Origin of the sequence: Desulfamplus magnetovallimortis, from assembly GCF_900170035.1 — a bacterium.
Classification (GTDB): Bacteria; Desulfobacterota; Desulfobacteria; order Desulfobacterales; family Desulfobacteraceae; genus Desulfamplus; species Desulfamplus magnetovallimortis.
In genome coordinates, this window is the sequence record NZ_LT828553.1 from 54240 (window position 1) to 81049 (window position 26810).

The window sequence follows — 26810 nt, forward strand, 5'->3', positions numbered from 1 at the left end:
TGCCGCTTACCCATTCACCTAAAAACATTTCATTTACAAAGTTATTTGTTGTATTGTAACTGTTTAGCTGTTCTATACGCTGCACATAAACATTACGCAAACATTGCACATCCTTACAATCTGAACGTTTTGTTTTGATCCAGTTGATCTGCTCTTTTTTTAGCACTTTTTGATCTGTATGTTGTTTTGCATTTTTATATGCTTTTGCCAACTCTTCATCAAGTATTGAAAGTTCTTCATTGCTACAAATTATATGCTCAATAATTGAGCCTGCTTTTTTACAATCAAAACTTGCCGCATTGACAACTCCCACAATTACAAATCCAGCTATAAAAATTACAATAAGTTTTACTTTTGTCATTACAAATGTCTTTCTTGAATTTGTTAATATCTATTGAATCAATTCAACTTCAACACGCCTGTTCTTCTGCTTGTTTTCCTTACTGGAATTGGGAACAAGCGGACATTGTTCACCAAAACCGGCAACCTTCAGTCTGGATGGTTCTATGTCATAATTGGAGATCAGGTATTCCTTTACCGATCGTGCCCGCTTAAAGCTTAATTCGATATTTTCAGAAGCATCCCCATCCGAATCTGTGTGACCACTGATCAACACACCCTCATGCTCTATCTGTTTATTGTTCAAAGCTTTGCCAAGTTCAGCTAAAACCTTGTGAGATTGAGGTTTTATGGTATAAGCATTAACGTCAAATTCAACTTTGATAGCAACACCCTTTGGAGCAGCAAAGTCTTCAAAAATCAGTTTTGTTTTTTTTATATATTCTCCATTCTCAGCTTCTTCATAAAACGTAATCCTGCGAAGTTTTTTTACCCCCGTTTTTTTACCGCTGATGTGAAATTCAAATTTTGATGTACTCTTCGATAGTCCTTTGACGATTTCCTCTGAAGAAACAATCTGTTCCTTTTCTTCTTCTTGACAAAAAACTGGGTCAGCCAAGAAAACTATGATCAAAATGAAAAACAAATTGCTAATAAACATATTTTTAGCTTTCATAACTTATCCTATCTCCCAAATCATTTGCACCCTTGGTTGTGCCAAAATTCTTAAAAAGTGATAGTCGAATGTCACTCCAAACCTTCCTTCATTTGCATGGTAATCTTGCTAAACTCATTCTTCATTTCTTTGTTTTCAAAAATGAGAAGCTTCGGTGTCTGCAACTCAGAAAGATTGTTGAACATACTATTTGCACTTTTCATCAAGCTGATTAGGTCGTGGGCAGTGGATACGGTATTGTAGGTATTTAATGCAGCTTGATATTCAGGTATCAGCTTGGCATGGGCTTCTTTGACTCTGGCACAATTGTCTTGCAGATACTTTTCATAAAGAGTGGCTGTTTTATGTGTAACTTTTTGAGCCTTAAAGTTAGCTTGGTAAATGGACTTGTGCTTTTCATCTGCTTCAGACATAAGATTTTTGGTTTTCTTTCCAAGGTCAATGTTTTTCTCAATAATTCCATCCAGCTTTGGAAGATATTCATTTTCAACCCTACCAACATAGTGTTCGTGAAGCCTAATAAGTATTTTGAGCAGGATAGTATGCATACCGTAATATCTTTTAGCATTTTCAGGACTTTCACTTGATTCAACAGTGAGATCTTTCAGCTTTACAGTAAGAATTTTTATATTGTTGAAAACTGATATGAGTTGAATGTCATCGTCGCTCGTAATACTTGCGACCAGAGTATCGATCTGTTCTTGATCCAGGACTACGCCAATACTTTTGAATTCTTCAATCATTTTTAATTTCAGATGACTGATTTCTTCCTTGTCTGCTTCAATTTTGCCTTTGAGATCAATGATATCTTGCTCATAATCGGCAGTATCTTTCTTCCATACCTTCCACGCCGCAACATCCTTTGGAGCGCCAAGAAGTATGGTCCGCAACTCAGCTATTTTTTTATTTGACTTGGAAATGTTCTGCTGAAGTTCATTTATTTTGTTTTTGATTTCAGTAAATTTAGTCTTGCCCAAGAGATCAAGGGCATCGTCAACCAGCTCATTGATTTCTTTGTCAATAGATTTTTGATCGCTTTTCCAGGGAACCCAAGAGGATTCCGGAGCATTAGATTTTTCGGTAATCAAATCTATTGATTCAGAAAGCTTGTCATGAATTTCATTCCAGGATTCAAAGAGATATGACGATTCACATAATGCATTTTGGGCAATTGATAGAACACTAAATAAAGACATTAAAATGATAATTTGACGCATTCTACTCATAAAGGCTCTCCTATAAACTTCTTGAATTATTAAATCTTTTAATTTCAAAAATATTTTTTACAAGGCATCGTCTTTTCTTCAATCATGGTAATGAAATTTTATATTTTTTCTAATGTTTTATTTCCAATGAACGGGGATGAAATAACTTGGACATTTCATTTTGGTCGGTGCATACCGATATTAAATGGAGAAGTTATTTCGTCCTCATTCCTAATTTCATTTAACACTTTTTCTTTACATTTTAAGCAAATGCTGTGAGTAACACAAGAGCCTTCATTTTTATTAATAGCAACAGGCATATAGTTACTTGCACACTCTTTTGACCCCAAAATTTTTCCGCACCAAGCACATTTTATTTTATAAACCATGGTATCTCCGGAAAAGGATATTTCAGTTTTCATGGGAAAAGGCATTAGACATTAACTGCAAGTGTAACCTAAAATAAGTACCCAATAAAAAAAATCATAAAGAATCGTTTACAACAAAATACTGGATTAATTTGGGGTATGCTTCATTTACCATTTTACACTTTACGGATAAAAAATTCTGATCGTCGGGAATTTTTCATAAAAAGTGTAAAGTGCTTTTATGAGGATATGAAGCATGTCCAATTTTATCAAGTTGCCATTTTGAAGATTTTTTATGTTTTTAGATATTAATTTAATTTGCCAGTTGATCAGACATTAGGGTGCTAATATTGCTCGGAAGAAATACTTTGTTTGCAGGGTTACTTGAAATGCTTTTGTAAGATTCCATGATTTTCTCTGCCAATAATATTTTACCTATGATCTCTTCTCCCAATGTCTCTGATAATTTCTTGATGTACTTTGCTTCAGCATCAGCCTTATGGAGTAATGCAGCAGCCTCTGCTTCTGCCACCTTAATTGTAGCTTCTGCCAAACCTTCAGCCTCAAGAACAGATGCTCTTCTCTTTCTCTCCGCGGCCATCTCTTGACGCATAGCTTCTGCAGTCTCATCTGATGTGCTTAGTTCTCTAATTTCAACTCGGTTGATATTTATACCCCATTTCTGGGCAGTGTTAGATAAGTCTATCGTAACTTTTTCATTTAATTCTTTTCTTGTTCTAAGAATATCATCAAGAGTTAAAGAGCCTATTTTACTTCGCAAAGTGTTTAAACAGGAATCTATAATTGCTTCAGGTAAGTGGTCAACTTCAAAAACTGCTTTTCTAACATCTGTGATTCTCCAATAGATTGACGCATCAACGGTCACAGGGACATTATCTTTTGTATGACATTCATTAGGTTTTGTATTGAAATTTTGTTCGGAAAGTTCGATTTCAAAACCGTTTTTATTGGCAATATCATTCCAATGGTCAACGCGATAAATTTTATGTATAAATGGCATCTTGAATCTAAGACCTTCCGTCAACGTCTTAGAATATTTGCCAAAACGAGTGAGAACAACGACATGAGATTGAGGAACAGAAATTAATATACCCATTTTTTTCTCCAAATTTAGAATTAATACGTTATAGATTGTAAATTAACAATCCATCTAATTTAGTGGCAAACATATAAACTGTTAATGTTGCTGATGATCCTTTTATCAAAATTTATATAAATTATCTTTTTTACTGTCCAAATACTGCACCAACTGCCCAGAAATAGGGGTGCTTAGGAGCTTTGGTATAATCCGAACCAAAAGGGGGAGCTTTCAAATATGCAATTTGAGCCTGACGCAATGACTCTGAAGGTGAGAATTGATCCAAGCCGTCAAAAAAGCGACTTCCAATAAATCCCATTGCAGCATCATCGGCGAACCAAAGCGTACCAAGAACGCTTTGAAAATTACGTTTCATAAAAGTGTCCGTCAAACACACCTGATCAACCCCCGGAGTCCAACCGGATTTAACTAATTCTTTGTTAATATCTCCTTCCTGAAGTTCTTGTCTGGTTTTTTGATCAATTTTCGGGGAGTAAGTGACGGCAGTGTTGCAAGCTGAAAGCACAGCGAGTTTGGCATTTTTAAATGAGCTATCAGGTAACTCCATAATTTCCTTTAAAGTTAATACACCGTCATTTTTTTCCTTTCCGGTATATGTCATATACAAAAATCCATAAAGGGGTGATTTTGTATTGAATGTTTCTTTGCAAAATCTTACGAAGGGGGAATATTTATCGATCTTTTTCTTATATTTATCGATTTTTATCTCATCCTTTTCGTCTCCCATTTTTTTTGACAATTTATCGACATATTTTTCAATCTTTCTGGAGTCTTGAAGGATTTCTGCGAAGGGGACGCCATGTGTGGCAAAATAATATACAGAGTAGTCTCCTTTACTTATCATTTCTTTCCAATTGTCTTCAGTGGCCGTTTTTCTACTCAGTATGTCAGGTGCAATTAATTTCTTTGATTCTATTGCCTTTTTAACCCCTTCCACCTCTTTTTCTGTACCAGGCAGCTCTGCCAAAGCAGTTTTCAAGAATTTATGATCAGGGTTAGCAACACATATTGTTTTTGGATTCTGAAGAACGGATGTTTTCCCTTTATTGCTTTTATAATTATCAAAAAAAGAAAGCCTTAAATAAGATATATTTTTGTTATAGACAAGAAATTCAGGTTCGCCATTTTCTGTAACACCTTTTACAAGAGCGGAAAAAGGGACATAGCTTAAGTACTTACTTGGGACGATGATCAAATTCTCTTTTCCTGCAATTTCTTTTTCAACAGGATTTATTAATGCTTGATGCAATCGTTGCATCACCTGAATACATTCAGTATAACACTGCTCCTCATCATCGCACTCTCCATGACCAAATAGTTCAATTTGCTTATAGGTATAATCATCACGGATAAGTTTTGCTAAATCTTCATAGGTTATATTGACATTTGCGGCCTTGATCTCTTTATTTGTAACGCAAATAATAGATAACATATCACTAAGTGGAAAATATTGTATTAAAGCCTGATCATCATTAAGACTTTTTTGAATGGTTTGTAAATCAACTTTAGCAGCGCTTTCAAACATACCTGCATCATTTGGATATTGCTTTTTCCACTTGTCTAAGAGTTTTGTAAATGCGACTTCGAGCTTCTGTGATTTGGCTGAAAGCCTTTTGAATTCTTCCTCTACCGCCTTCTTCTTTTTAACATATTCCGCTTTTTCTGATTCTGTATTGGGTTCCTTTTTCTTCAATATGCCGCTCATAAGCTGGGAACTTGCTTCATCCACTTTCTTTTTTTCGGCCAGAGCTTTCGTTAAAGATGTGAAAATTTCTGCTTTCTCTGGTTCTTGAAAAAGAGGTTTGGCAGTCATGATGGCATTCTTCATGACCTCATTTTTGTAAATCTCCTGATACTCCATCTGAGAACTCAGGTATTTTTTTTCGTTGGTTTTCGCATAAAGTATTGAAGCAACCTCAATGGCTTCTGTAAACAGGTCTTCCTTGTCCTTAAGATAATCCCCCATAAGTTCTGAATCGGAATCACTCCCACGGATACTGATAACCGTCTCAATTGCGTCATTATAATATTTAAAGGCTTCATTTTCTTTGCCCTGTGTTTTAAGTGCATAACCGATACCTTGTTGCGCACTCCATATCGCCTCTTTTTTGCCCACTTTTTCCGCAAGTTCCAAGGCTTCGCCGTAAGCCTTGAGTGATGCAGTCTTTGCTTCATCTGGTTCCATGTCAATGAAGACCGGCCCGTCATCTTCAAAAATCAAATCCCGAGTGGTTCGTTTACGATCAATTCCCTTTTTAAGAACACGCCCAATTTGGTTCAGTGTTTCCGCTTGATAGGCAATATTGCCAAGCTCCCGATAAATATTCAGAGCTTTTTCATAATATTCATATGCCTTTGGGTAATCGAGACTGTCAACTTCATAAAGCTTACCTAAGCCTAAGTAACAACTTGCCGTTCCCTCCTTGAATTGCACCCTGGAGTAAATTTCCAATGCACTCTGATAATCATCCATAGCATCGTCATTTTTGCCAAGTATTCGATTCACAAGAGCGTGATTGCTAAGTGCGATAGCTTCGGATTTCTCATCTTTTATTTCTCTGGCAATCTCAATGGAGGTTTCTATGGAATCAAGTGCCTTGGGATAATTACCGGCACTCTTGTAAACCAGCCCCTCATTGTTGTAATCAGCGCTCAAGTTGGCTTTTAGCTCTTCTTTCTTCTCCAGATCCTTGGCTTTTGTGAAGTAATCAAGGGCCTTTGAATATTCTCCGGAATCCCAGTAAACTATGCCGAGATTACTGTAGATTTCCGATATATTTTGTGCTTTTCCAGTTTTTTCCGCAATTGGCAATGCCTTTTCAAGACTGCCTATCGCTGCATCAAATTCGCCGAGTTTGGCCTGCGAAAGACCCATTGCAGTAAGGACAATGGCTTCACTTGTTGTGTTCTTTAATTCTTTGTAACATTTTAAGGCTTTTGCGTAGCAATCAATGGCTTTAGAATAAATCTCGTTTCTTCTATATGAGTCAGCAAGCTCTGCAAGAATATCGGCTTTTGTTTTTAGATCAATTTCTTTGTATTTTTCCAATAAAGATTCCAGAATTGATGCTCTAATAGCGTAGTGCCCCATCTTGTAGTGAGCTGATGCCAAAGTCTTATTTAGCTTAATGTCCAATGCTTTGCTCGGTTTTTTATTGAGCGATAAAGCACTTTCCAGCTCCTGGACAGCTTTTGAAAACTGACCTTCTTGAAAATAAAGAATACCGATGTTCATTTGTACTTGTTGAGCACCTGCCGGATTCTTGCTTTTCTTCAATATATCAACAACCGTTTCAAATTCCGCAATAGCAGCTGAAGAGTCCCCTTTTTTTAGATGTTGATTCGCGGCATTTAAATGAGTATTGAGATCTGCCCCATTTACATAACAAGCAAATAGAATTGAAAATATTACGGTGATTCCGAACGATTTAATACTTTTCATGAGCAAGATTCCTTTTTTGCATGTTGAGTGAACCATAAAAACATAGCAATCTGCATCCATTGATGATGCATCCATTTTTGAAATAACGGGTGCAGATTGCTATGTACAGGAGAACTTAGCCTCCTGTACATTTGGTACACTTACTAAATCGAATAAAGGATAATACCTTTAGTTTGTGTTACTAAGAGTTTGAGCATCTGACATCAAGTCCTGAGTGTTGGTAAGCATGCTTTTTGAGACAGTTGAAAGGGTTTGCACCTTTTTAAAAAGAGCAGGCCCAGTTGAAAGCAGGGATTTAGCTGAACCAAAGATACTTGTAATGCCGCCGCTCTTTGCTGAGTTTACCTGACTTGCTGCTTCCTGTACTTCATTCATGAGGCCAAAAACTTGTTGAACAAATGCCTGCATAGTTCCAAGCAATTTATTTGTTTGTGGAATAACGTTCGCCTGAATATCTCTTTTATCCTCTTTGCTTAACTCATCTTTTTCTGCAGCTTCGTTTACATATTCCCGCCTGGCCAATCTTAATTCTTCCTGGGCTGCACTCATTTCATTCAATTTGTCCTGATCAATCTCACTGACAACTACATCAGCGCTTTTGATTCTTGTGTTTCCAAGATTAGTTGCAAGGTTTGCACGGGTTTTACAGTTGCATTCACTCCACATGGCCGCATACTGATCCTGAAGCTCTTTGTATGCATTGGCCTGCCCCATTACTTTTTTCTGGGTAGCATCACTCACTTTTCCGGAGCTGTTCATTTCACTTTTGGCCTTCTCAACCAAGGGTTTGTATTGCTTGTCATTTTCCTCGATCTCATGGCGCAGACTCTTTTCTTTTTGCCAATCACATGGTGGAGGTTGTTTTGAGGGCTTTTTCAATGTATCAAGGGTTATCATCTCCAGTTCTGCCGAATTACTACCAGCGTCTTGGGCCATAGCATTACTTTGCCCTGACAGTTCAGATGCTGCCCATGCAATGGCCGCTACCAGAAGTATTGCTCCTATAATCAGTAGTTTCTTTTTGCGCTTATTTATGTTGTTTTTCATTCTATTAGAGTTCCTCAAGTCAATTCGATTCTTTTAAAAAACAAATTTCTATTTATGACTCTGTTGATTAAGTGCTTACATATTTGACTTTGGCACAATATAATGATTTTGAAATAATCAAGAAACAATCATATTGTGGTGAATTTTTTAAATGTTGGCTAAATCAACAAGGCTTATTTATGAACAAGTTCGTAATAGACAACAAAAGGTTCAGCGGCATTCTCATTGCTTTGGCTTTTTGTGGAAATGCCGCTATCTTCATCTTCATCTTCTTCAAATACGAGGTCTCGAGTTTTGCGTTTGCTCTCCTGCTTTTTTTCTACAGATTGCACAGGGGCTGCGGATGATGATATCTCTCCCTTGCTGGCGGCAGCCTCTCTGGCTGCTTCCTCCAACTCTGGAACTTTTTCGGTTGCAAGAACCGCAAGTATTTTTTCGACTCCCTGTGTTTCGTCGAATTTGAAGGAGCCTTTAACAGGGATCGTATAGACCTCATTTTTTTTAACAAGGTTGTCCATGCTCCTGCCTGCATGAGGAAAAAGCATATAGTATTTCCCGCTGCTACCCTGGGAGAGCCAGTACGCGTAGCAATCAGTATTAATGGTATAAATGAATTTTACTTTATCCCCTGATTTGAATTCGTGGGTTGGAAGCACCGTGCTTTTTTCCCCATCTCTCAAAAGTTCAATGGTTGTTTTTACGGCTATGGTTTCCAAAGGGGTACCATCTTCTTTCTTGGCGCTGGAAAGAACTTCCTCATCTTCTTCAAAAACCAAGTCACGGGTTTTTCTTTTTGCATCTGCGTAATCAACAAAAGTTATCATCGTAAAAGCGAAAAAAAACAAAATAATAGAAGTAAAAAAAGATAAACGCTTCATAAAAATCTCCTTTTTTGATTTGGTATCGGTGTAGGCCAGTTAAAAACATATTCTTCAAGACTGAACATTTGGACATCCTTCATATCAACTTAAAATTAGTTTACACTTTTCGAAAAATTCTGAACCATGATTAAAAAAAGGATTTAAGGATCTCAAGAGTTGTAAGTTCTCGTTTGGCATAGCATATATGATATATGCGCCGTTTTAGTTTAATGAAGCACTATATGTAGTTATAAAATCGAGAACATATGACTCACGAGTAAGGATTAACACGATTAAAAATCAAGGTAATCCCTTAATCATGAAAATCGTGGTTCAAAAAAAGTGTAAACCGACAAATGAAAGATGCCAACATTTGATGATTAAATTGAGATATCACCTCCCTGATTTTACGAAACGAGTTATGGAATAGGATTTTTTTCATTCTGTTTGACTGCCCATTCTTCAATGATTTGAGATTCAAAATCCTGGTTGTATCCTGTAAATGATTTTGTGATACTCTCCTTTTCAGACTCAGAAAGAGCACACCATTTGCTGATATAAAAATTCTTGAATAAAACATCATGATCCCATGTGACATGCCATCGTTCGTGGTTAAGATTTTTTTCCAGACTTCGTCTTATGCCGGGTGCTGCGCCAATGATGTGTGAAACTTTCCCGAAGGCGCGAAACCTCTCAGAGAATCGGATTACAATTTTCTCCTCGATAAGTAAGGATAAAAAACGTTCAGATCCCGCAAAATGACTCTTTTGCGGAATTCTGGCAAATGAGTTTGCCCATGAAACAACTTGGGAAATTGAATAGTGGAACCCCTGTGCCCCTCTTTTGAATCGTGAAAGGGAAACAGTTGAATCCAAATCCTTAGTGTGTAGGGCTATGCTGTAAATTGATTCAGCTAAATCTGCTTTTGTCGCAAAAAGCATCTCATAGGTCTCTTGTCTGTATTTCCAGTTATGAAAAAAAAGAGACTTTGGGGCAGAGTCCCACTGACCTAAGATGGAACCTGGAAATCTTTTATAATCATCACAATTAGCGGAACCATCTACAGTGGAGCTACTTATTAATCTGGAATATCTATGAAATAGATTCTCTACATTACTTTTCTTGACATTTTCTTTGTGGCTTTCAATTTTCTCTTTTGAGAAAATCTCAGTATCCGCAAATGAATGAGATCCCAAAAATAAAATCATTAATGATAATAGCGTTGCTTGATTCAGCATAAGAAGGTACCTAACAGACATGGGAGATAACAGTTAAATATCTGATTTTTTGTTGTTTAATTTCAAGGCGTTAGGTTTGCATTTTCAAAAGACCTGAAAAGATCTCGTTTAAACTTTTTGTGATTATAGATTTGAAATGTCAGATAAATGTAAAATTTTGAAAAATATATTTGATGGACTCGTAAAAAGTTCGATTTCAGCATTTTGTCAGTTATAACATACTGAAATTATTATTAGCGATTTTGGCATGCTTCATTTCCCGCTTTACATTTTTCGGAGAGCATGGAGAGGAGGGTAGGGCAATGCTGTTGCCTTAAGGAGTTTTTGGTCATCACAAGCCAGCATTGATGGTGCCCCCACGAGCTTAAGTCAACAGCATTGGGGGGTAGGGAGTGAGGTAAGTGGGCAAGTTATTAAAGGTAGATTCCTAAGCTGGACAAGCCAGAACAAAGGGTTTTTCTGATTCTCATGCCAAAATAACACGAAAATCAGGCATCCTTCATATCATCCCAAAAGTAGTTTACACTTTTTTGATGGAAATTCCCGATAAATGGGCATGTATCCCAGAAAGTGTAAACCGGTAAATGAAGGATGCCGAAAATCAGAAATAAAAATCTAAAACATGGGCAGAAATTTGCAAGATGTTCAGTAGCTTTCAGGTTTTTAAGGGTTCCTTAGTCAGGATTTATGCTCCTTTTCAGTGAGGGTAAGCTTTACACCCACACCGATTTTTTCTGCCAGTTGTTCCGCAGTTTCGTTTATTAGGCGCTCCAGCGATTTTATTTCATCTGAAAAAAGCCTGTCATCAATTACAAGTGAAATACCAAGGGATTCAGTTCCTCCATGCCGGAACTTTTCCATTTTGCAGTCCGGCTGATCTGTGCCAAGGGCATCTTTGAGATACTCTCTTACCTGGTGTTGGGATATCTTGATTCCTGATATGATCATCATGTTGTCACTTCTCTCCGGCAGCCATTCCATTTTCATCAAAGGAGAGCCGCATTCACAGGGTGCCTCAATGAACTGTGCCATATCTCCTGTCCTGAAGCGAATCAATGGAAAAGCCCTTGCAGAAAGTGTTGTCAAGACGAGCTCTCCTTTTTGTCCATATGGAACTGGCTTAAGAGTTTCAGGGTCAATGATTTCAGGCAGTATATGATCATCATTGAGATGCATGCCGCAGCGGGCACTGCACTGAAATGCAATTGCAGGTCCTGGAATTTCACTTAATCCATAATTGAGCCAGACATCTACATGGAGTCGCTCTTCAAGGGGTTTTGTCTGAGCAAGTGTTAGTGGTTCACCAACAAGAACCATTCGTTTAAGATTCAATTCATTTGGGTTGTGTTCATTATCAAACATATGATCCATGAGCTGTTCTGCAAAGGCAGCTGTGGTTACAAGGGTTGTTGTCTTGTAGTCACGCAGAACCATCAGGTTTTTGGCAAGGGATAAAGGAGAGTTTGGAATAACTCCGGCTCCCATGGTTTCAGCCCCATCCTTGTAATCTCTGCCCCAATTGGCAAGACCTGGCGGAAGATTGATCTGGAGAATATCCATGGGAGTGACACCTGCTGCCTCAAGGCTTCTTGCCACAAGTTTCTGCCATATTATAAGGTCTGTTCTGGTATAGCCGCTTATAGAAGGATTTGTGCCGGTACCCGGAGCTGTGTGAATTCTTACAATGTCCCGCAGGGGAACAGCAAAAAGGCCATATGGATAATTGAGTCCAAGGTGGGTTCTCTCCATGAATGGAAGTTTTTCAAGATCCCTTAAAGATATTATATCTTCGGGCATTACATGTTTTTCAATCAGGCGGTTGCGGTGAAAAGGGACATTTTTACAGGCACGGTTCAATGTACTCTGGAGTCGTTCCAGTTTTAGCTGGTTTTTCTCCCCAATATTCAGATTCGGCATTTGGGTATTGCTCATCCCTTGTTTCCTCCTGTCATCACGATTTTTTACCAATGTGTACTTTAGCTAATGACTCAAAATCGACACCCTGATAGCTTTTTCAGAAGCTTTGCATTTGTATGAATCAGGATAACCAGGATAAAAAGGATGTTCAGGATAGATAATCCTGCCTTATCCTGTTAATCTTGGGCATCCTGATTCAGACATTGTTGACAAGGCTCACAAGATTATAGGTGTCGTGATTGAGTAATTATGTTATCTGATACTCCACAAAATCAAGCTGGCAAAGCCCTTTTGTGCATTTTACTATCTTCCGTCATAAAAATCCCCGTAATCTCTGCCAAGATATGCACGTTTTACATCATCATCAACAAGAAGCTCTTCTGCACTTCCCTGAAGTACAATTTTACCTGTTTCAAGGACATATCCTCTGTCTGATATCTTTAACGCAGCCCTTGCATTTTGTTCAACCAGAAGAATGGTCACCCCTTCTTTTCTTAAGTTTTTAATGATCCCGAAAATCATGTCAACAATTTTGGGAGCAAGTCCCATTGACGGCTCATCAAGTACAAGAAGCTGTGGCCTTGCCATAAGTGCCCTGCCAATGGCAAGCATCTGCTGTTCACCACCTGAAAGTGTGCCTGCAAGCTGGTTTGCTCTTTCCCTTAAAATGGGAAAAAGTTCCATTATCATATCAAGATCATCGGAGACCTCTTTTTTCATTCCCTTCCTGTACATGGTGTAGGCGCCCATCTTGAGATTATCAATAACACTTAAAGGTGAAAAAATCTGGCGGCCTTCCGGTACCATGCTGATACCTGATTTTACAATTGAAGGTGGTGAAAGGCCCTTAATATTTTTTTCCTTGAATATTATTTCACCTTCCCAGGATGTCAAAAGCCCGCATATGGCCAGAAGCAGGGTGCTTTTACCGGAACCATTGGCACCTATTATGGATATAAGTTCTCCGTTGTTGACGGAAAGACTTGCCCCCTGTACAGCCATGATGTTTCCGTAACTGCATTTAAGATTTTTTATTCTGAGCAATTTGCTCTCCCCTGGCTTTTGTAAGCATTAATAGAAATTTTATAATTGTCTTTAGTTAAGTAACTATTTTTACCACAACTACAAAAAGGTTATCACTTTTTTCTTTAAGATCTTTTTGGCATTCTTCATATGACCATGAAATTAGTTTACACTTTTTTGATGACTAATTCTGAAAAATGGGGATTTCACTTGAGAAAGTGTAAAGCGGGAAATGAAACATGCCCTCTTTTTTCTTTGGAAATATACTCAAAAACGACACCTATGACCTTATGAGCCTTGTTAATACTGTCTGAATCAGGATGCCCAGGATAATCAGGATTTACAGGATAAAAATCTTGAGCATCCTGTAAATCCTGGTTATCCTGATTCAGACAAATGCAATAAATGCCAAAAAAGCCAACAAGATGTCGATTTTGAGAATATATATAATCTCTATCCTCTGCCAAGATATGCATCCATTACATCCTGGTTGTTCTGTATTTCCCGTGGTGAACCCTCTGCAAGTTTTCTACCTCGATCAAGTACAATAACCTTGTCAGAAATTCCCATTGCAAGACTCATGTCATGTTCAACAAGCATCATTGTGATGCCCTTTTGTCTTACCTTGTTTATGAGATTTCCAAGAGCTTCAGTCTCCACAGCATTCAGGCCGGCGGCTGGTTCATCAAGCAGAAGCAAAGATGGTTCAGATGCAAGTGCCCTTGCAATTTCAGCCATTTTCTGGCGGCCAATGGGAAGATCCCCTGCGGGTCGGTGTGTATATTGGGATAGTCCTGTAAATTCAATTATTTCACATGCTTTTTCCCTTGATCGTTTCTCTTCTCTTATCACCCAGGGCATTCTTGTAATAGCTCCCCAGAATCCGCTTCTGGTTCTTACATGCATTCCAACAAGTACATTTTCAAGAAGTGTCATGCTGCCAAAAAGCTCCACATGTTGGAACGTCCTTGCAATACCCTCCCTGACAAGTTGATGCACAGCATATTTTTTTGTGTTTTTCCCCTTGAATAGCACTTCCCCTGCATCAGGGGAATAGATGCCGGTAATAAGGTTGAACAGGGTTGTCTTACCGGCACCATTTGGGCCTATCAGACCGCACACGATTCCTTTTTCAATGGAAAATGAAATGTTGTCCTGGGCCTTGACTCCGCCGAACATTTTAGTAAGAGATGAAACTTTAAGTATCTCTTCAGGAGCAGTTAAAGAACCTTGAACAAAATTTTCCGGCAACTCTTTGCCTGATTGAGAATTTCCCTGTGATACCTTGATCTGTTGAAGATCTTGAGATGCATTAAGAGGCACAATCACTCTCCCGTGAGTCTTTTTTTCCCTTTTTGATCGTTCATATATGTCAATAAGTCCACGGGTCAGACCCTGGGGCATGAAAATCATGACCAGCATCAGGATCAATCCAAAGACAATCATTTCATATTCAGCAAATGCGTGAAGCACTTCAGGCAGAAGGGTTAGAAGAGATGCTCCGAAAAGAGCCCCCCAGACACTTGCCATTCCTCCTATTACAACCATTGTGACCATTTTTATGGATACCATGAATCCAAATGATTCGGGGCTTATGAAGAGAACAAAATGTGCATAGAGAAAGCCTGCAACTGCACCCAGTGCAGCACTGAACATAAATATCTGAAGTTTAAGAAAATGGGTGTTTACGCCAACAGCCATGGATGCATTTTCACCGTCATGGATGGAGCGAAGGGCTCTTCCCATACGAGATGAAAGGATTCTCTGGCAGAGAACAATGGCAATAAAAACCACAAACCAGACCAGAAAGAAGTAGTTTTTCCCTGAGACAAAAGATATCGGACCAAGTTCAAGCATGGGGATACCCACAAAACCTGATGAGCCTCCTGTGAAGCTGCTCCACTCCCTGAATATGATATTGACAATCATTCCAAATCCAAGGGTTCCCATGCCAAGGTAGTAACCGGAAAGCTTTAGCGTGGGAAGACCAACAATAAACGCAACAAGTACAGCCCCTACGACAGCACACAAAAGCCCTGCCCATGGAGATATGGCAAATGTCCCTGAAAGGATGGCTGTTGTGTATGCTCCGATACCGTAAAATGCAGCATGGCCCAATGAGACCTGTCCGGCATATCCCATGAGCATGTTAAGTCCCAGTGCCAGAAGGGTGTTTATACCTATAAATGTCATTATCTGAAGATAATATGTATTTTGAACAGCAAGCCCACATATCAGCACTGCCATTACAAACAGGGCATTTCCAATTAACGGTTTTTTTAAATAACTCACAATGTTTCCAGAAATTATGGATTAAAATTATTTTGAAAAAGAGGCACCCTTTACATCTTCCCAAACACTCATGGCCGAGTTTCGGCCACCCCCGATCATGAAAACAGAATGTATTTCATGGTAAAGATACTTTACACTTTCCGGATTGAGTTTTCCTGAAAATTTGGAATGATTGTTAGGGAAAGTGTCAGTCGGAAAATTATGGATGCGGGAAAAGAGTAGAGTGTAGCCTTTTTTGATCACTCGGTAGGCCAAACTTCAGCCCCAGACTACATCTCCATGGCTGGAGAGGGGGAGAATAATGCAAAAAGGGTACACTCAAAAGAGTAACACAAATCTAAAACCTTTTAGCTTCCTTTGCAGAAAAAAGCCCCCCGGGACGTATGTACAGAATTAAAAGAAGCAGGATAAATGCTATGGCATCCTTTAAAGCCGAAGAGATAAGGCCGGCACCAAGGGCTTCAATAATTCCAAGAAGAAGGCCTCCTGCAAATGCCCCCCAGAGGCTGCCAAGTCCGCCTATCATGGCGGCACAGAAGCCTTTAAGACCAAGCATGGTTCCCATGTCATAGCTGCTCATGGTGATTGGTGCAATAAACACCCCAGCAGCAGCTCCTGTTCCGGTGCTTATCATGAAGGCAAGTATTCCCATGGTGGAAGATGGAATTCCGCTCAGCCAGGCAGCTTTTCTGTTGACGGCACATGCCACCATTGCCTTGCCTGTAAGGGTCTGTTTGAAGAAAAAATGGATACCACCTGCAAGCACAAGGGCTGCAGCAACAATGAGAATGCTTTGTGGAAGCAGGGCAGCACCTGCAATTTCTATTGAATCATGTGATGAAAAGGCCGGAACACTGAAAGGATCCTTGCCCCATGCAATCATTCCAACGCCCCTAAGAAAAATGGATGCTCCAACTGTAATGATCACAAGGGCTATTGGGCCTGTATTTTTTGCTGTTCTTATGGCAAGCCTTTCAAACAGTAGGCCCATTAGCGAGACAGCCCCGACAGTCAGAAAAAATGCCACATATAGAGGCATCGCCATATGAACCCACAGGGTAACAATACCCATGGCTCCAAGCATTACAAATTCGCCATGGGAAAAATTTATAAGTTCCGTTGAGCTGTAAAGCATGGAAAGCCCGACTGCAATGACAGCATAAATAGCACCGGTTGTTATACCTGAAAAAATATATTGAAGGAGCTCCTGCATTTTTTTCCTTATCTTACATTTTTTCTGAACCATGATTTTCATGATTAAGGGATTATCCTGATTTTTTATCATGATAATCCTTAAATCCTTTAATCATGGTTCAAAAATTTTCCAAAACTGTAAATTACTTTTGGGTTTATTAGAAAGTCTCCATAACATACCGCTATATAAAGGCCATGGAAGTCGGCATCTTTCATTTATCGGTTTACAGTTTTTGAGGCTTATCCTTTTGTCTGAATCACGGATTAAACGGATTAAAAGATTACACTGATTGAAAAAATCTGTGTAATCAGAGTAATCTGTGGCAATCCGTGATTCAGATAATTAAAGAAAAGTGTAAACTACTTTTAAGCTGATATGAAGGATGCCTGGTAGTCTTGTTTTATTCAATAATTTTCCATGTTCCATCTTTAATTTCAACCATTACAAACGCATCTGATGAAAGACCGTTGTGGTCGGAATCTGAAAAATTGAATTCTCCACTGACACCAACATGGTTCTGGATGGATTCAAGGGCTGCTCTTATTTTTCCTTGTCTCCATCGCTGCCCTTAATGGCCTTTGCAAGCAGGTTTACAGCATCATAGGCATATCCTCCAAATCCAGATACATTGCTGTTATACTTGGCTTTATAGTCAGCTTCATATTTTTCCAGAATAGGTTTCTGGGCATCATCATCCGGAAGAAGAGCAGTTACAAGAATTTTTCCTGTGGGAAGCATTATGCCCTCTGAAGCATCGCCTGCAAGTTCGATGAATTTTGGAGATGCAACACCGTGACTTTGATATAAGGGGATATCAATTTTAAGCTGTTTTGCATTTTTTGCAACAACAGCAGGGCCTGGATTTGTTCCCCAGCAGACAATGGCATCAGGAGAAGCTGATTTGATTTTTGTAAGCTGGGCAGTGGTGTCTGTATCCTTGGCTCCGAAACTTTCTGCAAGAACAACCTCTATGCCAAAAGCTGATGCCTGTTCCATAAGCTGGTTTTTGCCGCTTTCTCCAAATGCATTGGCAACGGTTATAATACCAATTTTCTTTATACCTCTGGCCTGCATCTGTTTATAGACAGCAGCCACAGCAAGAAGGTCGCTCTGGGCAGTTTTAAATACCCAGGGTTTGACAGGAGAAGTAATTGCAACGCCTGCGGCACAGCTTATAAGGGGAACCTGTGCTCTTTCAACAAAATTGACAATGGCAAGGGTTGTCGGGGTGGTGCTTGGGCCTATGATTGCAAGCACGTTATCCTTGTGCAGAAGTTTGTTGACAGCACTTACAGCTTTTGCAGGATCTCCCTCGGAATCATAGATTATTGCTTCAAGCATATGCCCGTCAATACCACCTGCTGCATTTATCTGTTCAATCATCATCTCCATGGTTTTCTGTTCAGGATCTCCGAGAAATGATGCCCTGCCTGTGGATGAGAATATTCCGCCAATTTTGTAAACAGATTCGGCCATTGCCCATGATGTGGAAACAAGGCACAATATAATTGTCACAAGAACTGCCTTCATTGAATTTGCTCTGATTTTTCTTTGCATTTGATACCTCTCTTTAAATAGTGATTTTGGAAAGAATCCTGAACTTGTTGGCCTGCCTGATTCATCCATAAAAAAATTCGGAATTCATTGCCTGACCTTCAAGACTTTTATATGAAAATATTTCTAAAAACAAGTTCTTACAAAGTTATTCATATAAAAAAAGGAAATTTTATGTTCATATTGAATGTTCATATTGACTGATAACAAAGCAGGTGAATAAAATAAGTATATATGTTATCTTCATTTGATAAATTTCTGATGCACCTATTAAAAATACGATTTCATTTTTTAATAATACCTAACTCTTTGAAATTATTAATAGCAATTCTGGTTTTTTAGACTTTTCAAAAGACATAAAGAATTAAAATTGCTATCTTTTGCCCATAAAAATGATAAACAACTTCTTAATTAATAGGTTTTGATAAACTTACCCAAACTCCCCCTCTACATTACTGGAGAGGAGGCTGGGGTGAAGTGAAAAAACAAGTTCTTAAAAAACAATTAATAAGGATATGGAGTATATCTTTAAACCAATAAAAACAGGAACAAATCATGATGAAAAAATCTTTTTTTAAACCTTTGGGAGCTATTTTCTTTAAAACTAAAAATATTTTGGGAGTTTCATCTATTGCAATAGTTGATTTTGTCAGTTTTTGCATTGCAGTTATAACTGTGTTGACGATCTTCTTCTCTCCTGGAATTTCAGATACTTCAACTGCTTTAGCTGATGAAACATCTTCACTTGCTTTAAAACTTGATCTTGAAACTGTAATGAAGGATGCCATTGAAAACAATCTTGCACTGAAGGTATCCCGTATGACTCCGCAAAAGGAGAAAGAGAATATTCAGGTGGCGGAATCCATTTTTGATCCTGTAGTCACAGCCGGAGTAAATGCAGATGACCAGGAGACATGGAATGAGCCCATTGACAGTGATGCCATTAAGGTTTCAGGTGAGGCTTCTGTATCAAAATTCATGCCTTCCGGTACAACTGTTTCATTGAGTCTTAAGGCTTTAGACAGCACAGCAGAGACAGAAGGTGTTGGTGACACAGGCGGCAGTTACGTTCAAGGAGCCCTTGCAGTGAGTCACCCTCTTATGAAAAACAGGGGAGAGGATGTCAACAGGCGAAATATAAAACTTGCTGAAAATCAGTATCAGAAATCGGAAATGGAGTTGAAGCAGGCTGTAATTGATACTCTTTCAACTGCCCAGACACTCTACTGGAGTTACTACAACACCCTTGACTCTCTCAAGGTGTATGAACAGTCCCTTGAACTTGCCCGCCGTTTTATTAAGGAAGTTGAAGAGAAGGTAAAAATGGGCAGTGCTGCCCGTCTTGATATTCTCCAGGCACGATCAGAAGTTGCATCAAGGGAGACTGAAGTCATAACAGCCGGCAATAATGTGCTGAACAGCAGAGAGACACTGCTCACTTATATTTATGGAGAGGCAGACCCCAATGTGGCTGTGGAGTGCATAACCCCTCCATCCATACCATCAATGGCAATTGAGGGGTTTGACGAAGCACGGCTGATTGACATGGCGCTTGAACTTAGAACCGACTATCTGTCAACCGTAGTTGACCTTGATTCTGCGGATGTCAATCTTGTCTATTATAAAAATCAGATGCAGCCCCAGCTTGATATTGGCGCCTCTTTTGTAGTTAATGATGCACAGGCAGACAACGAGGCTTATGACTCAGGTGAATATAAAAATTATTACTATGGCGGTGTTGGGGTGACCCTTGCGTTTCCCTGGGGACTTAAAGGCGAAAAGGCGAGCTTTGCCTCTGCAAAGCTTGGCAAAAAACAGCTTCAAATCAGCAGAGATGCAGTTAAATCAGCTATTATCCTTGATGTCAGGACAGCTCTCAGGGATCTTACAGCGTCTGTAAAACGCTACGAGACAGCCCGCCTTGCAAGCCGATATTCAAGCGAGTCCTTAGATGCAGAGCAGGTTAAATTCAGAAACGGTCTCTCCACAAGTTACAATGTTTTACTTTATCAGCGAGATCTTACAAATGCAAGGGTTAAAGAGGTGGAAGCTGAAATTGCCTGTCAGATAGCCCTGATAACCCTTTATCAGGCTGTTGGAAACACTCTTGAAGAGAATAATATTTCCCTTGAAGATTCAATATGACATATCTGAATGACTCAAAATCGACACATATTGTCTTTTAAAACTTGTTGATACTGTCTAAATCAGGATGCCCAGGATCCTTCGATTGTGGCGGGCATCCGCCATGTACGTTTTTATAAGAAAGTCCCCGTCTTTTAAGGTTCTAAGGACTTTCATGCTTCGTTGTGGCAGGTGTGTCTGCCATGGCCGTTTATATGAAAGTCTCAATAAATAGCTGTTTTTAAAACGACTTTCATTTCTTCGATTGTGGCGGACATCCGCCATGTACGTTATATGAAAGTCTCCGTAATAGGCTGTTTTAAAAACGACTTTCATCCCTTCGATTGTGGCGGTAATCCGCCATGTTGGTTATATGGAGAATTTTTATGAAAACAGCAAAAAAACTACTTATTGTTATCCCGATTGTCTGCGGCATCATGGTCTTCATGTACATGAAAAAGAACAGAACTGTTCCGGTCAGGCTTGATGCAAAGGAGAGGATAAGAACTGTGCGGGTGATATCCCTTGAGAAGATGGATGTCATCCCCCGTGCAACAGGCTATGGGTATGTGGAACCTGCCCAGTCATGGGATGCAATATCCGAGGTCAGCGGCAAGGTTATTGAGGTTCATCCATATCTTAAAAAAGGTTTTTTTATCAATAAGGGAGAGCGACTTCTTAGAATAGATACTGCAACCTATGGCCTTGCTGAATCCAGGGGCAAGGCAGAGGTTATGAATGTTGATGCTCAACTAAAGGAACTTGAACAATCCCGCGAGAATACCCGCCGACTTCTTGAAATTGAAAAACGATCTTTAAACATATCAGCCCAGGAGCTGGAGAGGAAAAGAGGGCTTTTCAAAAAGGGCTACATATCTGAGTCAGAGATGGAAAATGAAGAGAAGCGTTTTCTTGCCCAGCAGACAACCGTAAATAACCTTCAGAACTCCCTTGACCTTTTTCCAGCCCAGAGAAAGGCTCTTCTTGCACGAAAGGATTCTGGAGAACTTACCCTTACAGAGCGCCAGCTTGACGTTGCAAAAACAGAAATCATAGCACCTTTTGACTGCCGTCTTTCACTTGTAAATGTTGAACTTAATCAGTATGCAGCACCAGGTTCCCTTCTTTTAAGAGCAGAAAGCATCCACAGCGTTGAAATACCTGTCCAGATTACACCACAGACATTTATGACACTTTTACCCAAGATAGATAAATCCTTTATGCCAGGAGAGCTTTCCATTGAAACCATAAGAAAAGCAATAGGTATTTCAGCATTGGTGCGTCTTCCTATACAGGGGAAGGAAATTACATGGCAGGGGCTTTTTTCGCGTACAAGCGAATCAATGGATTTGACCACAGGGGCATTAACTATATTTGTCACAGTGGATGAACCCTATGGCAATGTAATACCTGGCAAACGCCCTCCATTGATTACCAATATGTATGTTGAGGTTGAACTTCGCGGCAAAAGCGTGCCGGAACGTTATGTTGTTCCATCTTCTGCGGTTCATGAAGGAGTTGAAACCGGCAATATATCCAATGAAGAGGATATGAAAGTAGCTGATGAAGGAAGCAAGAATATTTCAAGGAAAGTAGGAGAAGTTGGCAGCTCCTCTGTAATATATATTGCAGACAGCAAAAATAGACTTAAAACAAGAAAAGTTAATGTTGCCTACAGGATTAAGGATATGGCTGTTCTTGAACAGGATTTCATGGGTTTGGAGCAAGGCGAATTCCTTGTGACAAGCGATCTTGTTCCTGCAATAGAGGGAATGCTTTTAAATCCTGTTCGGGATATAACTACTGAAAATAAAATAAAATCAGAGGCGTCAGGAAAAACATCAGAGGCAACAGAAATAACACCAAATGCCTCAGGAATAACATCAACGGCATCGGGAATAACATCAAAGATCTCAGAAACAGCATCAGAGGCAGATAAAAAAGAATAAAAAAATTTGCTGCAACAGGGAAGGAGAGTTGATATGAAGGCCATTAAAAACGGCATCGACTTTCTGTGTGCCCATCCAACTGCATCAAACCTTCTTATGATGCTCTTTATTGCCCTTGGTCTTATCACAATTAAAGATCTTCGGCGTGAGACCTTTCCTGACTTTTCCACCGATGCTGTGGAGATAACTGCAATATATCCTGGTGCCACTGCCGAGGATCTTGAATCTTCGGTGTGTCGGCGCATAGAGGATGCCATAGAGCAGGTAAGCAATATTGACAGAATTGAAAGTACGGCACGGGAGAACTCGGCAAGCGTTGTTGTTGAGATGAAAGAAGATGGTGATGTCATTGAGTTTTTTAATGATATTAAGACAGATGTGGAAGCCATAAGTGATTTTCCTGATGAAGTTGAAGAGCTTGTGATCAAGAGAATTAACCGCACAGATCAAGTGGTATCCGTTGCTGTTACAGGTCCTATGAGTGATCTTCACCTTAAGCTTTACTGTGAATCGCTAAAGGACAGAATAAAGCAGCTTGACCTTGTATCACAAGTGACCCTGCTTGGTTTTTCTGATCACGAATTTTTAATAGAGATTCCCTTCTATCAAATGATGCGCCTGGGGCTTTCTGTCTCTGATATCAGGGAAACTGTTGCTGCACAGAGTATTGATCTTCCAGCCGGAAGCCTTGAGACCGATGAAAATGATATTTTGATAAGATTTACAGAGGAGCGAAGAAGCATACCTGAACTGGCGGAACTTGTTATTGTCTCAACTTCAAACGGAGCTGAAATAAAACTTGGAGAGATAGCCCGTATCACTGATCAATATACCAATGATGAAAACAAAATTATTTTCAATGGAAGACGTGCAGGACTTCTTCAGATAAACAAGACAAAATCGGAAGATTCTCTGAGGATTATGGATGAGGTCAAAGCTTTTATTGATAAAGAAAAACTTATGGCACCTCCCGAAGTATCCTTTGTTATAACTCAAAATGTCTCAAAAGTTGTACGGGATCGTCTTCAGATGCTTGTAAAGAATGGCATTCAGGGGTTGACTCTTGTCTTTATTGCAATGCTCTGCTTTTTTCCGTTCAGATTCTCTTTCTGGGTTACAATGGGATTACCTGTCTCTTTTTTTATGACATTCTTTTTCATGAAGCATATAAACTTTTCAATAAATATGCTTTCCATGGTCGGTCTTTTAATAGGGCTTGGACTTCTGATGGATGATGCAATTGTCATTGCTGAAAATATTGCAGCTCATCTGGAAAAGGGTAAAAAGGCTTTTAATGCTGTTGTTGACGGTATAAGTGAGGTTGCAGCAGGGGTTTTTTCTTCATATCTTACCACCCTTTTCATATTTGGCTCACTTGCCTTAAGCATGAGCGGAGATATCGGAAAGGTACTTTATGCCATACCGGTTGTCTTGATTTTAACCCTTTCCGTGAGCCTTGTGGAGGCTTTTTGTATTTTGCCGAATCATCTGTTCCATTCATTGAGGCATGCTGATTCCGGTATGCCCAAAAATTTTTTTAGCAAAAAGATGGATATCTTGATTGACTGGCTGCGGGAAAAAATTTTGGGAAATATCGTGGATGTTGTGGTCTCATGGCGATATCTTTTTGTTGGTATTGTCATTTGTGTGTTTATTCTCTCCATCTCAATGATTGTTGGCGGGCATCTTAAAATCAGGGCATTTCCTGATATTGACGGCGATGTTCTCCAGGCAAGAGTACTTCTTCCACAGGGAACTCCCCTTAAAAGGACAGAAGCTGTTGTGCAAAAGCTTGTTTCAGCAGCAGAGCAGGTGAACAGTGAATTTAAGCCATCCCAGCCAGGAGGTGTTGATCTTGTTGAAAACATATCAGCTATTTTCAGCACAAATGCAGATGCCGGAGAAAACGGTCCACATGTGGCAACAATATCCCTTGACATGTTGAGTGCTGAAAAGAGAACCACATCAATGGATGACATAACAGCAAGGTGGCGTGAAATAACAGGTGATGTTCCAGATTGTATAAATATTGCCTACAAGGAGCCAAGCATCGGCCCTGGTGGTCTTGCCATTGAAATTCGCCTTCAGGGTGAAAATTTTGATGACTTGAAACTTGCATCAACCAAGCTTATCAACTGGTTGTATGCCTATGAAGGAGTTCAAGATTTAGATGATGATCTAAGACCCGGAAAACCTGAGATCCAGATTCGCCTTAAACCAGGAGCCAGGGTAAGAGGATTTGATGCAAAGAGCATTGCCGCTCAGTTGAGAAGCGCCTTTTATGGTTCCACAGCCAATGAAATTCTTGTTGGAGATGAATCCTATGAGGTAAATGTCCGTATTGCAGAGAGTGACAGAGATAATATCCCTGCTCTTCAAAACTTTTATGTAATTGGTAGAAATGGTGAAAAAGTTCCGCTTGTATCTGTGGCAACAATTGAACAGACCAGAGGATATGCAGGGATAAGGCGCATAAATTCCATGAGAACAGTTACAGTTACAGGGGATGTGGATACCAGATTTGCCAATGCATCACAGGTTATCAATGACACCCGTCAAAGATTTATTCCCAAGCTTCAAAAGGAATTTCCAGATATAAAAGTAATTACTGAAGGGCAAGAAAAAGAGACCAAGGAGTCCATGGGCGGGATGATAAAGGCTCTGCTTATTGGTATTTTTGGAATATTTTGCATTTTGAGTTTTCAATTCAAATCATATATTGAGCCTATGGTGGTGATGGTTACCATTCCATTTGCTTTTATTGGTGTGGTGTGGGGGCATATATTGATGGGCATTGACCTTTGCATGCCAAGTATCATGGGTTTTGTCTCCCTTGCAGGTATTGTTGTCAATGATTCAATTCTGCTGGTAACATTCATTAAGAGCAACATGGAAAACGGGGAGAGGGCAGCCATTGCAGCAAGGATTGCAAGCAGGGAGAGATTCAGGGCTGTATTGTTGACTTCCGTCACCACAATTGCAGGGCTTTTACCACTTCTTGCAGAGCGCAGCATGCAGGCACAGATTTTGATTCCCCTTGCATGCTCCATTGTCTTTGGACTTCTGGCATCAACAGTTCTTGTGTTGCTTGTGGTGCCTTCGCTCTATTCAATTCTTGGGGATTTTAGAGAATAGGATATTGGGGAAATATTGAACCATGATTAAACGGGCATGATTGCGTATCAATCACCCCCAAATATAAAAATGATAGTCATTTTCACGGTAAAGGATTTAAGGATTAACATGATTTAAAAATTAACATGATTTAATAATCAGGTTAATCCCTTAATCATGAAAATCATGGTTCAGAAAAAGTGTAACCGATAAATGAAACATGCCAAAAAAGGCAAGGTAACTTTTGGGATAATATGAGGGATGCCCATGAAAGCACAGCTTTAGTGCCCGCCAAATTAAGGAGAGCTCAATGAAAACAGGAATAATGAACAATCCGTCAAAATCAGTCTATGATGAGGCTGTTTTTTGTGGCAAAGCCGGTTTCGACTTTTTAGATTTAACCATCGAAGGACCTGAAGCCACAAACGTTGATGTTGCTCAATTGAAACCCATCCTTGAGTCCAGCGGTTTATTTGTCATAGGCCATACAGACCCCTGCCTTCCATATGCGTATCCTGTACAGGGAGTAAGGAATGCTTGTCTTGATGAACTGGAGAGATGTGCCAAGATATTTGCCACACTGGGGGCAAAGGTCATGAATATTCACCCCTGCTATTTTTGTCCGCCAGCCATGAGAAAGGATTTGGTCTTATTCAATATAGAGGCATTGCAACCTGTTGTTGAAATGGCTGCATCATATGGGCTTACGTTGGTACTTGAAAACTATAAAGCCCCATTTGACAGGGTTTCTACCTTTAAAAAGATGTTGACAAAAGTGCCTGGTTTAAAACTGCATCTCGATTTCGGACATTTAAATTTTGGCAACGATAATTATGATGTTTTTTGTCGGGAGCTGGGAGAAGAGATTTTACATGTCCACTTTTCTGACAACCGGGCAAGAGCCGATGACCATATGCCTCTTGGTGTAGGAAATGTGAATTGGCAAAAAGCAGTTGAGTCATTAAAGGCAACCGGTTACGATGGTACGATTACCCTGGAAATATTCTGCAATGATGCGAATATGCAGCACAAATATCTGGATTTGAGCCGAGATCTGATTCAGGAACTCTGGAAGGTAGTTTAACTCTTTTCCTAACTCGACATCTTATTGCTTTTTCAGAAGTTCTTGAATTTGTCTGAATCAGGATAACCAGGATAACCAGGATAACCAGGATAACCAGGATAACCAGGATAACCAGGATAACCAGGATAACCAGGATAACCAGGATAACCAGGATAACCAGGATAACCAGGATAACCAGGATAACCAGGATAACCAGGATAACCAGGATAACCAGGATAACCAGGATAACCAGGATAACCAAGATAATCAGGATAACCAAGATG

The 26810-nt window shown here is 39.6% G+C and carries 19 protein-coding genes; 4 read left to right on the forward strand and 15 right to left on the reverse strand.

The genetic code is table 11. The features are described 5' to 3' along the window. From MTBBW1_RS19695 to MTBBW1_RS19770, 15 genes are all read right to left on the reverse strand, one after another. The coding region (locus tag MTBBW1_RS19695) for a lysozyme inhibitor LprI family protein (protein WP_139786834.1) at positions 1-361 on the reverse strand (361 nt) is incomplete at its 3' end. A 30-nt stretch (positions 362-391) separates the two neighbouring features. Then, positions 392-1015 (reverse strand): OmpA family protein, encoded by a 624-nt coding sequence (locus tag MTBBW1_RS19700; protein ID WP_080806316.1) that lies wholly within the window; start codon positions 1013-1015, stop codon positions 392-394. Positions 1016-1086: 71 nt separating this feature from the next. After that, positions 1087-2241: a hypothetical protein gene (locus tag MTBBW1_RS19705; RefSeq protein ID WP_080806318.1), complete on the reverse strand. Its 1155-nt coding sequence runs from the start codon at positions 2239-2241 to the stop codon at positions 1087-1089. Between the two features lie 155 nt (positions 2242-2396). Further along, the gene (locus MTBBW1_RS19710; protein ID WP_080806321.1) at positions 2397-2609 is read right to left on the reverse strand and encodes a hypothetical protein; all 213 of its coding nucleotides are present in this window, start codon (positions 2607-2609) and stop codon (positions 2397-2399) included. Between the two features lie 292 nt (positions 2610-2901). Beyond that, positions 2902-3705, reverse strand: a complete 804-nt coding sequence (locus tag MTBBW1_RS19715) for an SPFH domain-containing protein (protein ID WP_080806323.1) — start codon at positions 3703-3705, stop codon at positions 2902-2904. Between the two features lie 130 nt (positions 3706-3835). Then, on the reverse strand, positions 3836-7150 hold the full coding sequence (locus tag MTBBW1_RS19720; protein ID WP_186441536.1) for a CHAT domain-containing protein: 3315 nt from the start codon (positions 7148-7150) through the stop codon (positions 3836-3838). A 168-nt stretch (positions 7151-7318) separates the two neighbouring features. Continuing rightward, entirely contained in the window at positions 7319-8197 is an 879-nt protein-coding gene (locus MTBBW1_RS19725; RefSeq protein WP_080806327.1) for a hypothetical protein, read from the reverse strand. 173 nt (positions 8198-8370) lie between these two features. Next, a complete protein-coding gene (locus MTBBW1_RS19730) occupies positions 8371-9075 on the reverse strand; it encodes a DUF4384 domain-containing protein (RefSeq protein WP_080806329.1) in 705 nt (234 codons plus the stop codon). A gap of 401 nt (positions 9076-9476) precedes the next feature. Then, positions 9477-10253 carry a hypothetical protein gene (locus MTBBW1_RS19735; protein WP_139786830.1) on the reverse strand — a complete coding sequence of 259 codons (777 nt, stop codon included), beginning with the start codon at positions 10251-10253 and terminating at the stop codon, positions 9477-9479. 720 nt (positions 10254-10973) lie between these two features. After that, entirely contained in the window at positions 10974-12227 is a 1254-nt protein-coding gene (locus MTBBW1_RS19740) for a phenylacetate--CoA ligase family protein (RefSeq protein WP_080806334.1), read from the reverse strand. A 288-nt stretch (positions 12228-12515) separates the two neighbouring features. After that, a complete protein-coding gene (locus tag MTBBW1_RS19745) occupies positions 12516-13256 on the reverse strand; it encodes an ABC transporter ATP-binding protein (RefSeq protein WP_080806336.1) in 741 nt (246 codons plus the stop codon). 185 nt (positions 13257-13441) lie between these two features. Next, the gene (locus MTBBW1_RS19750) at positions 13442-13711 is read right to left on the reverse strand and encodes a hypothetical protein (protein ID WP_080806339.1); all 270 of its coding nucleotides are present in this window, start codon (positions 13709-13711) and stop codon (positions 13442-13444) included. Beyond that, positions 13689-15527: a branched-chain amino acid ABC transporter ATP-binding protein/permease gene (locus MTBBW1_RS29700; RefSeq protein ID WP_080806342.1), complete on the reverse strand. Its 1839-nt coding sequence runs from the start codon at positions 15525-15527 to the stop codon at positions 13689-13691. Before MTBBW1_RS29700 ends, MTBBW1_RS19750 begins: the two co-directional genes overlap by 23 nt. A gap of 337 nt (positions 15528-15864) precedes the next feature. Next, on the reverse strand, positions 15865-16782 hold the full coding sequence (locus MTBBW1_RS19765) for a branched-chain amino acid ABC transporter permease (protein ID WP_245809480.1): 918 nt from the start codon (positions 16780-16782) through the stop codon (positions 15865-15867). Positions 16783-17262: 480 nt separating this feature from the next. Next, the gene (locus MTBBW1_RS19770) at positions 17263-18279 is read right to left on the reverse strand and encodes an ABC transporter substrate-binding protein (protein ID WP_245809481.1); all 1017 of its coding nucleotides are present in this window, start codon (positions 18277-18279) and stop codon (positions 17263-17265) included. Between the two features lie 552 nt (positions 18280-18831). On the opposite strand from MTBBW1_RS19770, the gene MTBBW1_RS19775 reads away from it, so the two are divergent. The 4 genes from MTBBW1_RS19775 (at position 18832) to MTBBW1_RS19790 (ending at position 26547) form a co-directional block, all read left to right on the forward strand. Beyond that, the gene (locus MTBBW1_RS19775; RefSeq protein ID WP_080806347.1) at positions 18832-20421 is read left to right on the forward strand and encodes a TolC family protein; all 1590 of its coding nucleotides are present in this window, start codon (positions 18832-18834) and stop codon (positions 20419-20421) included. A 365-nt stretch (positions 20422-20786) separates the two neighbouring features. After that, positions 20787-22349: an efflux RND transporter periplasmic adaptor subunit gene (locus tag MTBBW1_RS19780; protein ID WP_080806350.1), complete on the forward strand. Its 1563-nt coding sequence runs from the start codon at positions 20787-20789 to the stop codon at positions 22347-22349. Positions 22350-22382: 33 nt separating this feature from the next. Continuing rightward, entirely contained in the window at positions 22383-25484 is a 3102-nt protein-coding gene (locus MTBBW1_RS19785; RefSeq protein ID WP_080806352.1) for an efflux RND transporter permease subunit, read from the forward strand. Positions 25485-25773: 289 nt separating this feature from the next. Next, a complete protein-coding gene (locus MTBBW1_RS19790; RefSeq protein WP_080806357.1) occupies positions 25774-26547 on the forward strand; it encodes a sugar phosphate isomerase/epimerase family protein in 774 nt (257 codons plus the stop codon). Positions 26548-26810 lie beyond the last annotated feature (263 nt).

Coding starts and splice junctions, on each gene's coding strand:
- MTBBW1_RS19700 (WP_080806316.1), bottom strand. CDS start 1,015: ATGAAAGCTAAAAATATGTTTATTAGCAATTTGTTTTTCATTTTGATC.
- MTBBW1_RS19765 (WP_245809480.1), bottom strand. CDS start 16,782: ATGAAAATCATGGTTCAGAAAAAATGTAAGATAAGGAAAAAAATGCAG.
- MTBBW1_RS19710 (WP_080806321.1), bottom strand. CDS start 2,609: ATGGTTTATAAAATAAAATGTGCTTGGTGCGGAAAAATTTTGGGGTCA.
- MTBBW1_RS19705 (WP_080806318.1), bottom strand. CDS start 2,241: ATGAGTAGAATGCGTCAAATTATCATTTTAATGTCTTTATTTAGTGTT.
- MTBBW1_RS19785 (WP_080806352.1), top strand. CDS start 22,383: ATGAAGGCCATTAAAAACGGCATCGACTTTCTGTGTGCCCATCCAACT.
- MTBBW1_RS19730 (WP_080806329.1), bottom strand. CDS start 9,075: ATGAAGCGTTTATCTTTTTTTACTTCTATTATTTTGTTTTTTTTCGCT.
- MTBBW1_RS19740 (WP_080806334.1), bottom strand. CDS start 12,227: ATGAGCAATACCCAAATGCCGAATCTGAATATTGGGGAGAAAAACCAG.
- MTBBW1_RS19770 (WP_245809481.1), bottom strand. CDS start 18,279: ATGCAAAGAAAAATCAGAGCAAATTCAATGAAGGCAGTTCTTGTGACA.
- MTBBW1_RS19790 (WP_080806357.1), top strand. CDS start 25,774: ATGAAAACAGGAATAATGAACAATCCGTCAAAATCAGTCTATGATGAG.
- MTBBW1_RS19715 (WP_080806323.1), bottom strand. CDS start 3,705: ATGGGTATATTAATTTCTGTTCCTCAATCTCATGTCGTTGTTCTCACT.
- MTBBW1_RS19775 (WP_080806347.1), top strand. CDS start 18,832: ATGATGAAAAAATCTTTTTTTAAACCTTTGGGAGCTATTTTCTTTAAA.
- MTBBW1_RS19780 (WP_080806350.1), top strand. CDS start 20,787: ATGAAAACAGCAAAAAAACTACTTATTGTTATCCCGATTGTCTGCGGC.
- MTBBW1_RS19725 (WP_080806327.1), bottom strand. CDS start 8,197: ATGAAAAACAACATAAATAAGCGCAAAAAGAAACTACTGATTATAGGA.
- MTBBW1_RS19750 (WP_080806339.1), bottom strand. CDS start 13,711: ATGCATATCTTGGCAGAGGATAGAGATTATATATATTCTCAAAATCGA.
- MTBBW1_RS19720 (WP_186441536.1), bottom strand. CDS start 7,150: ATGAAAAGTATTAAATCGTTCGGAATCACCGTAATATTTTCAATTCTA.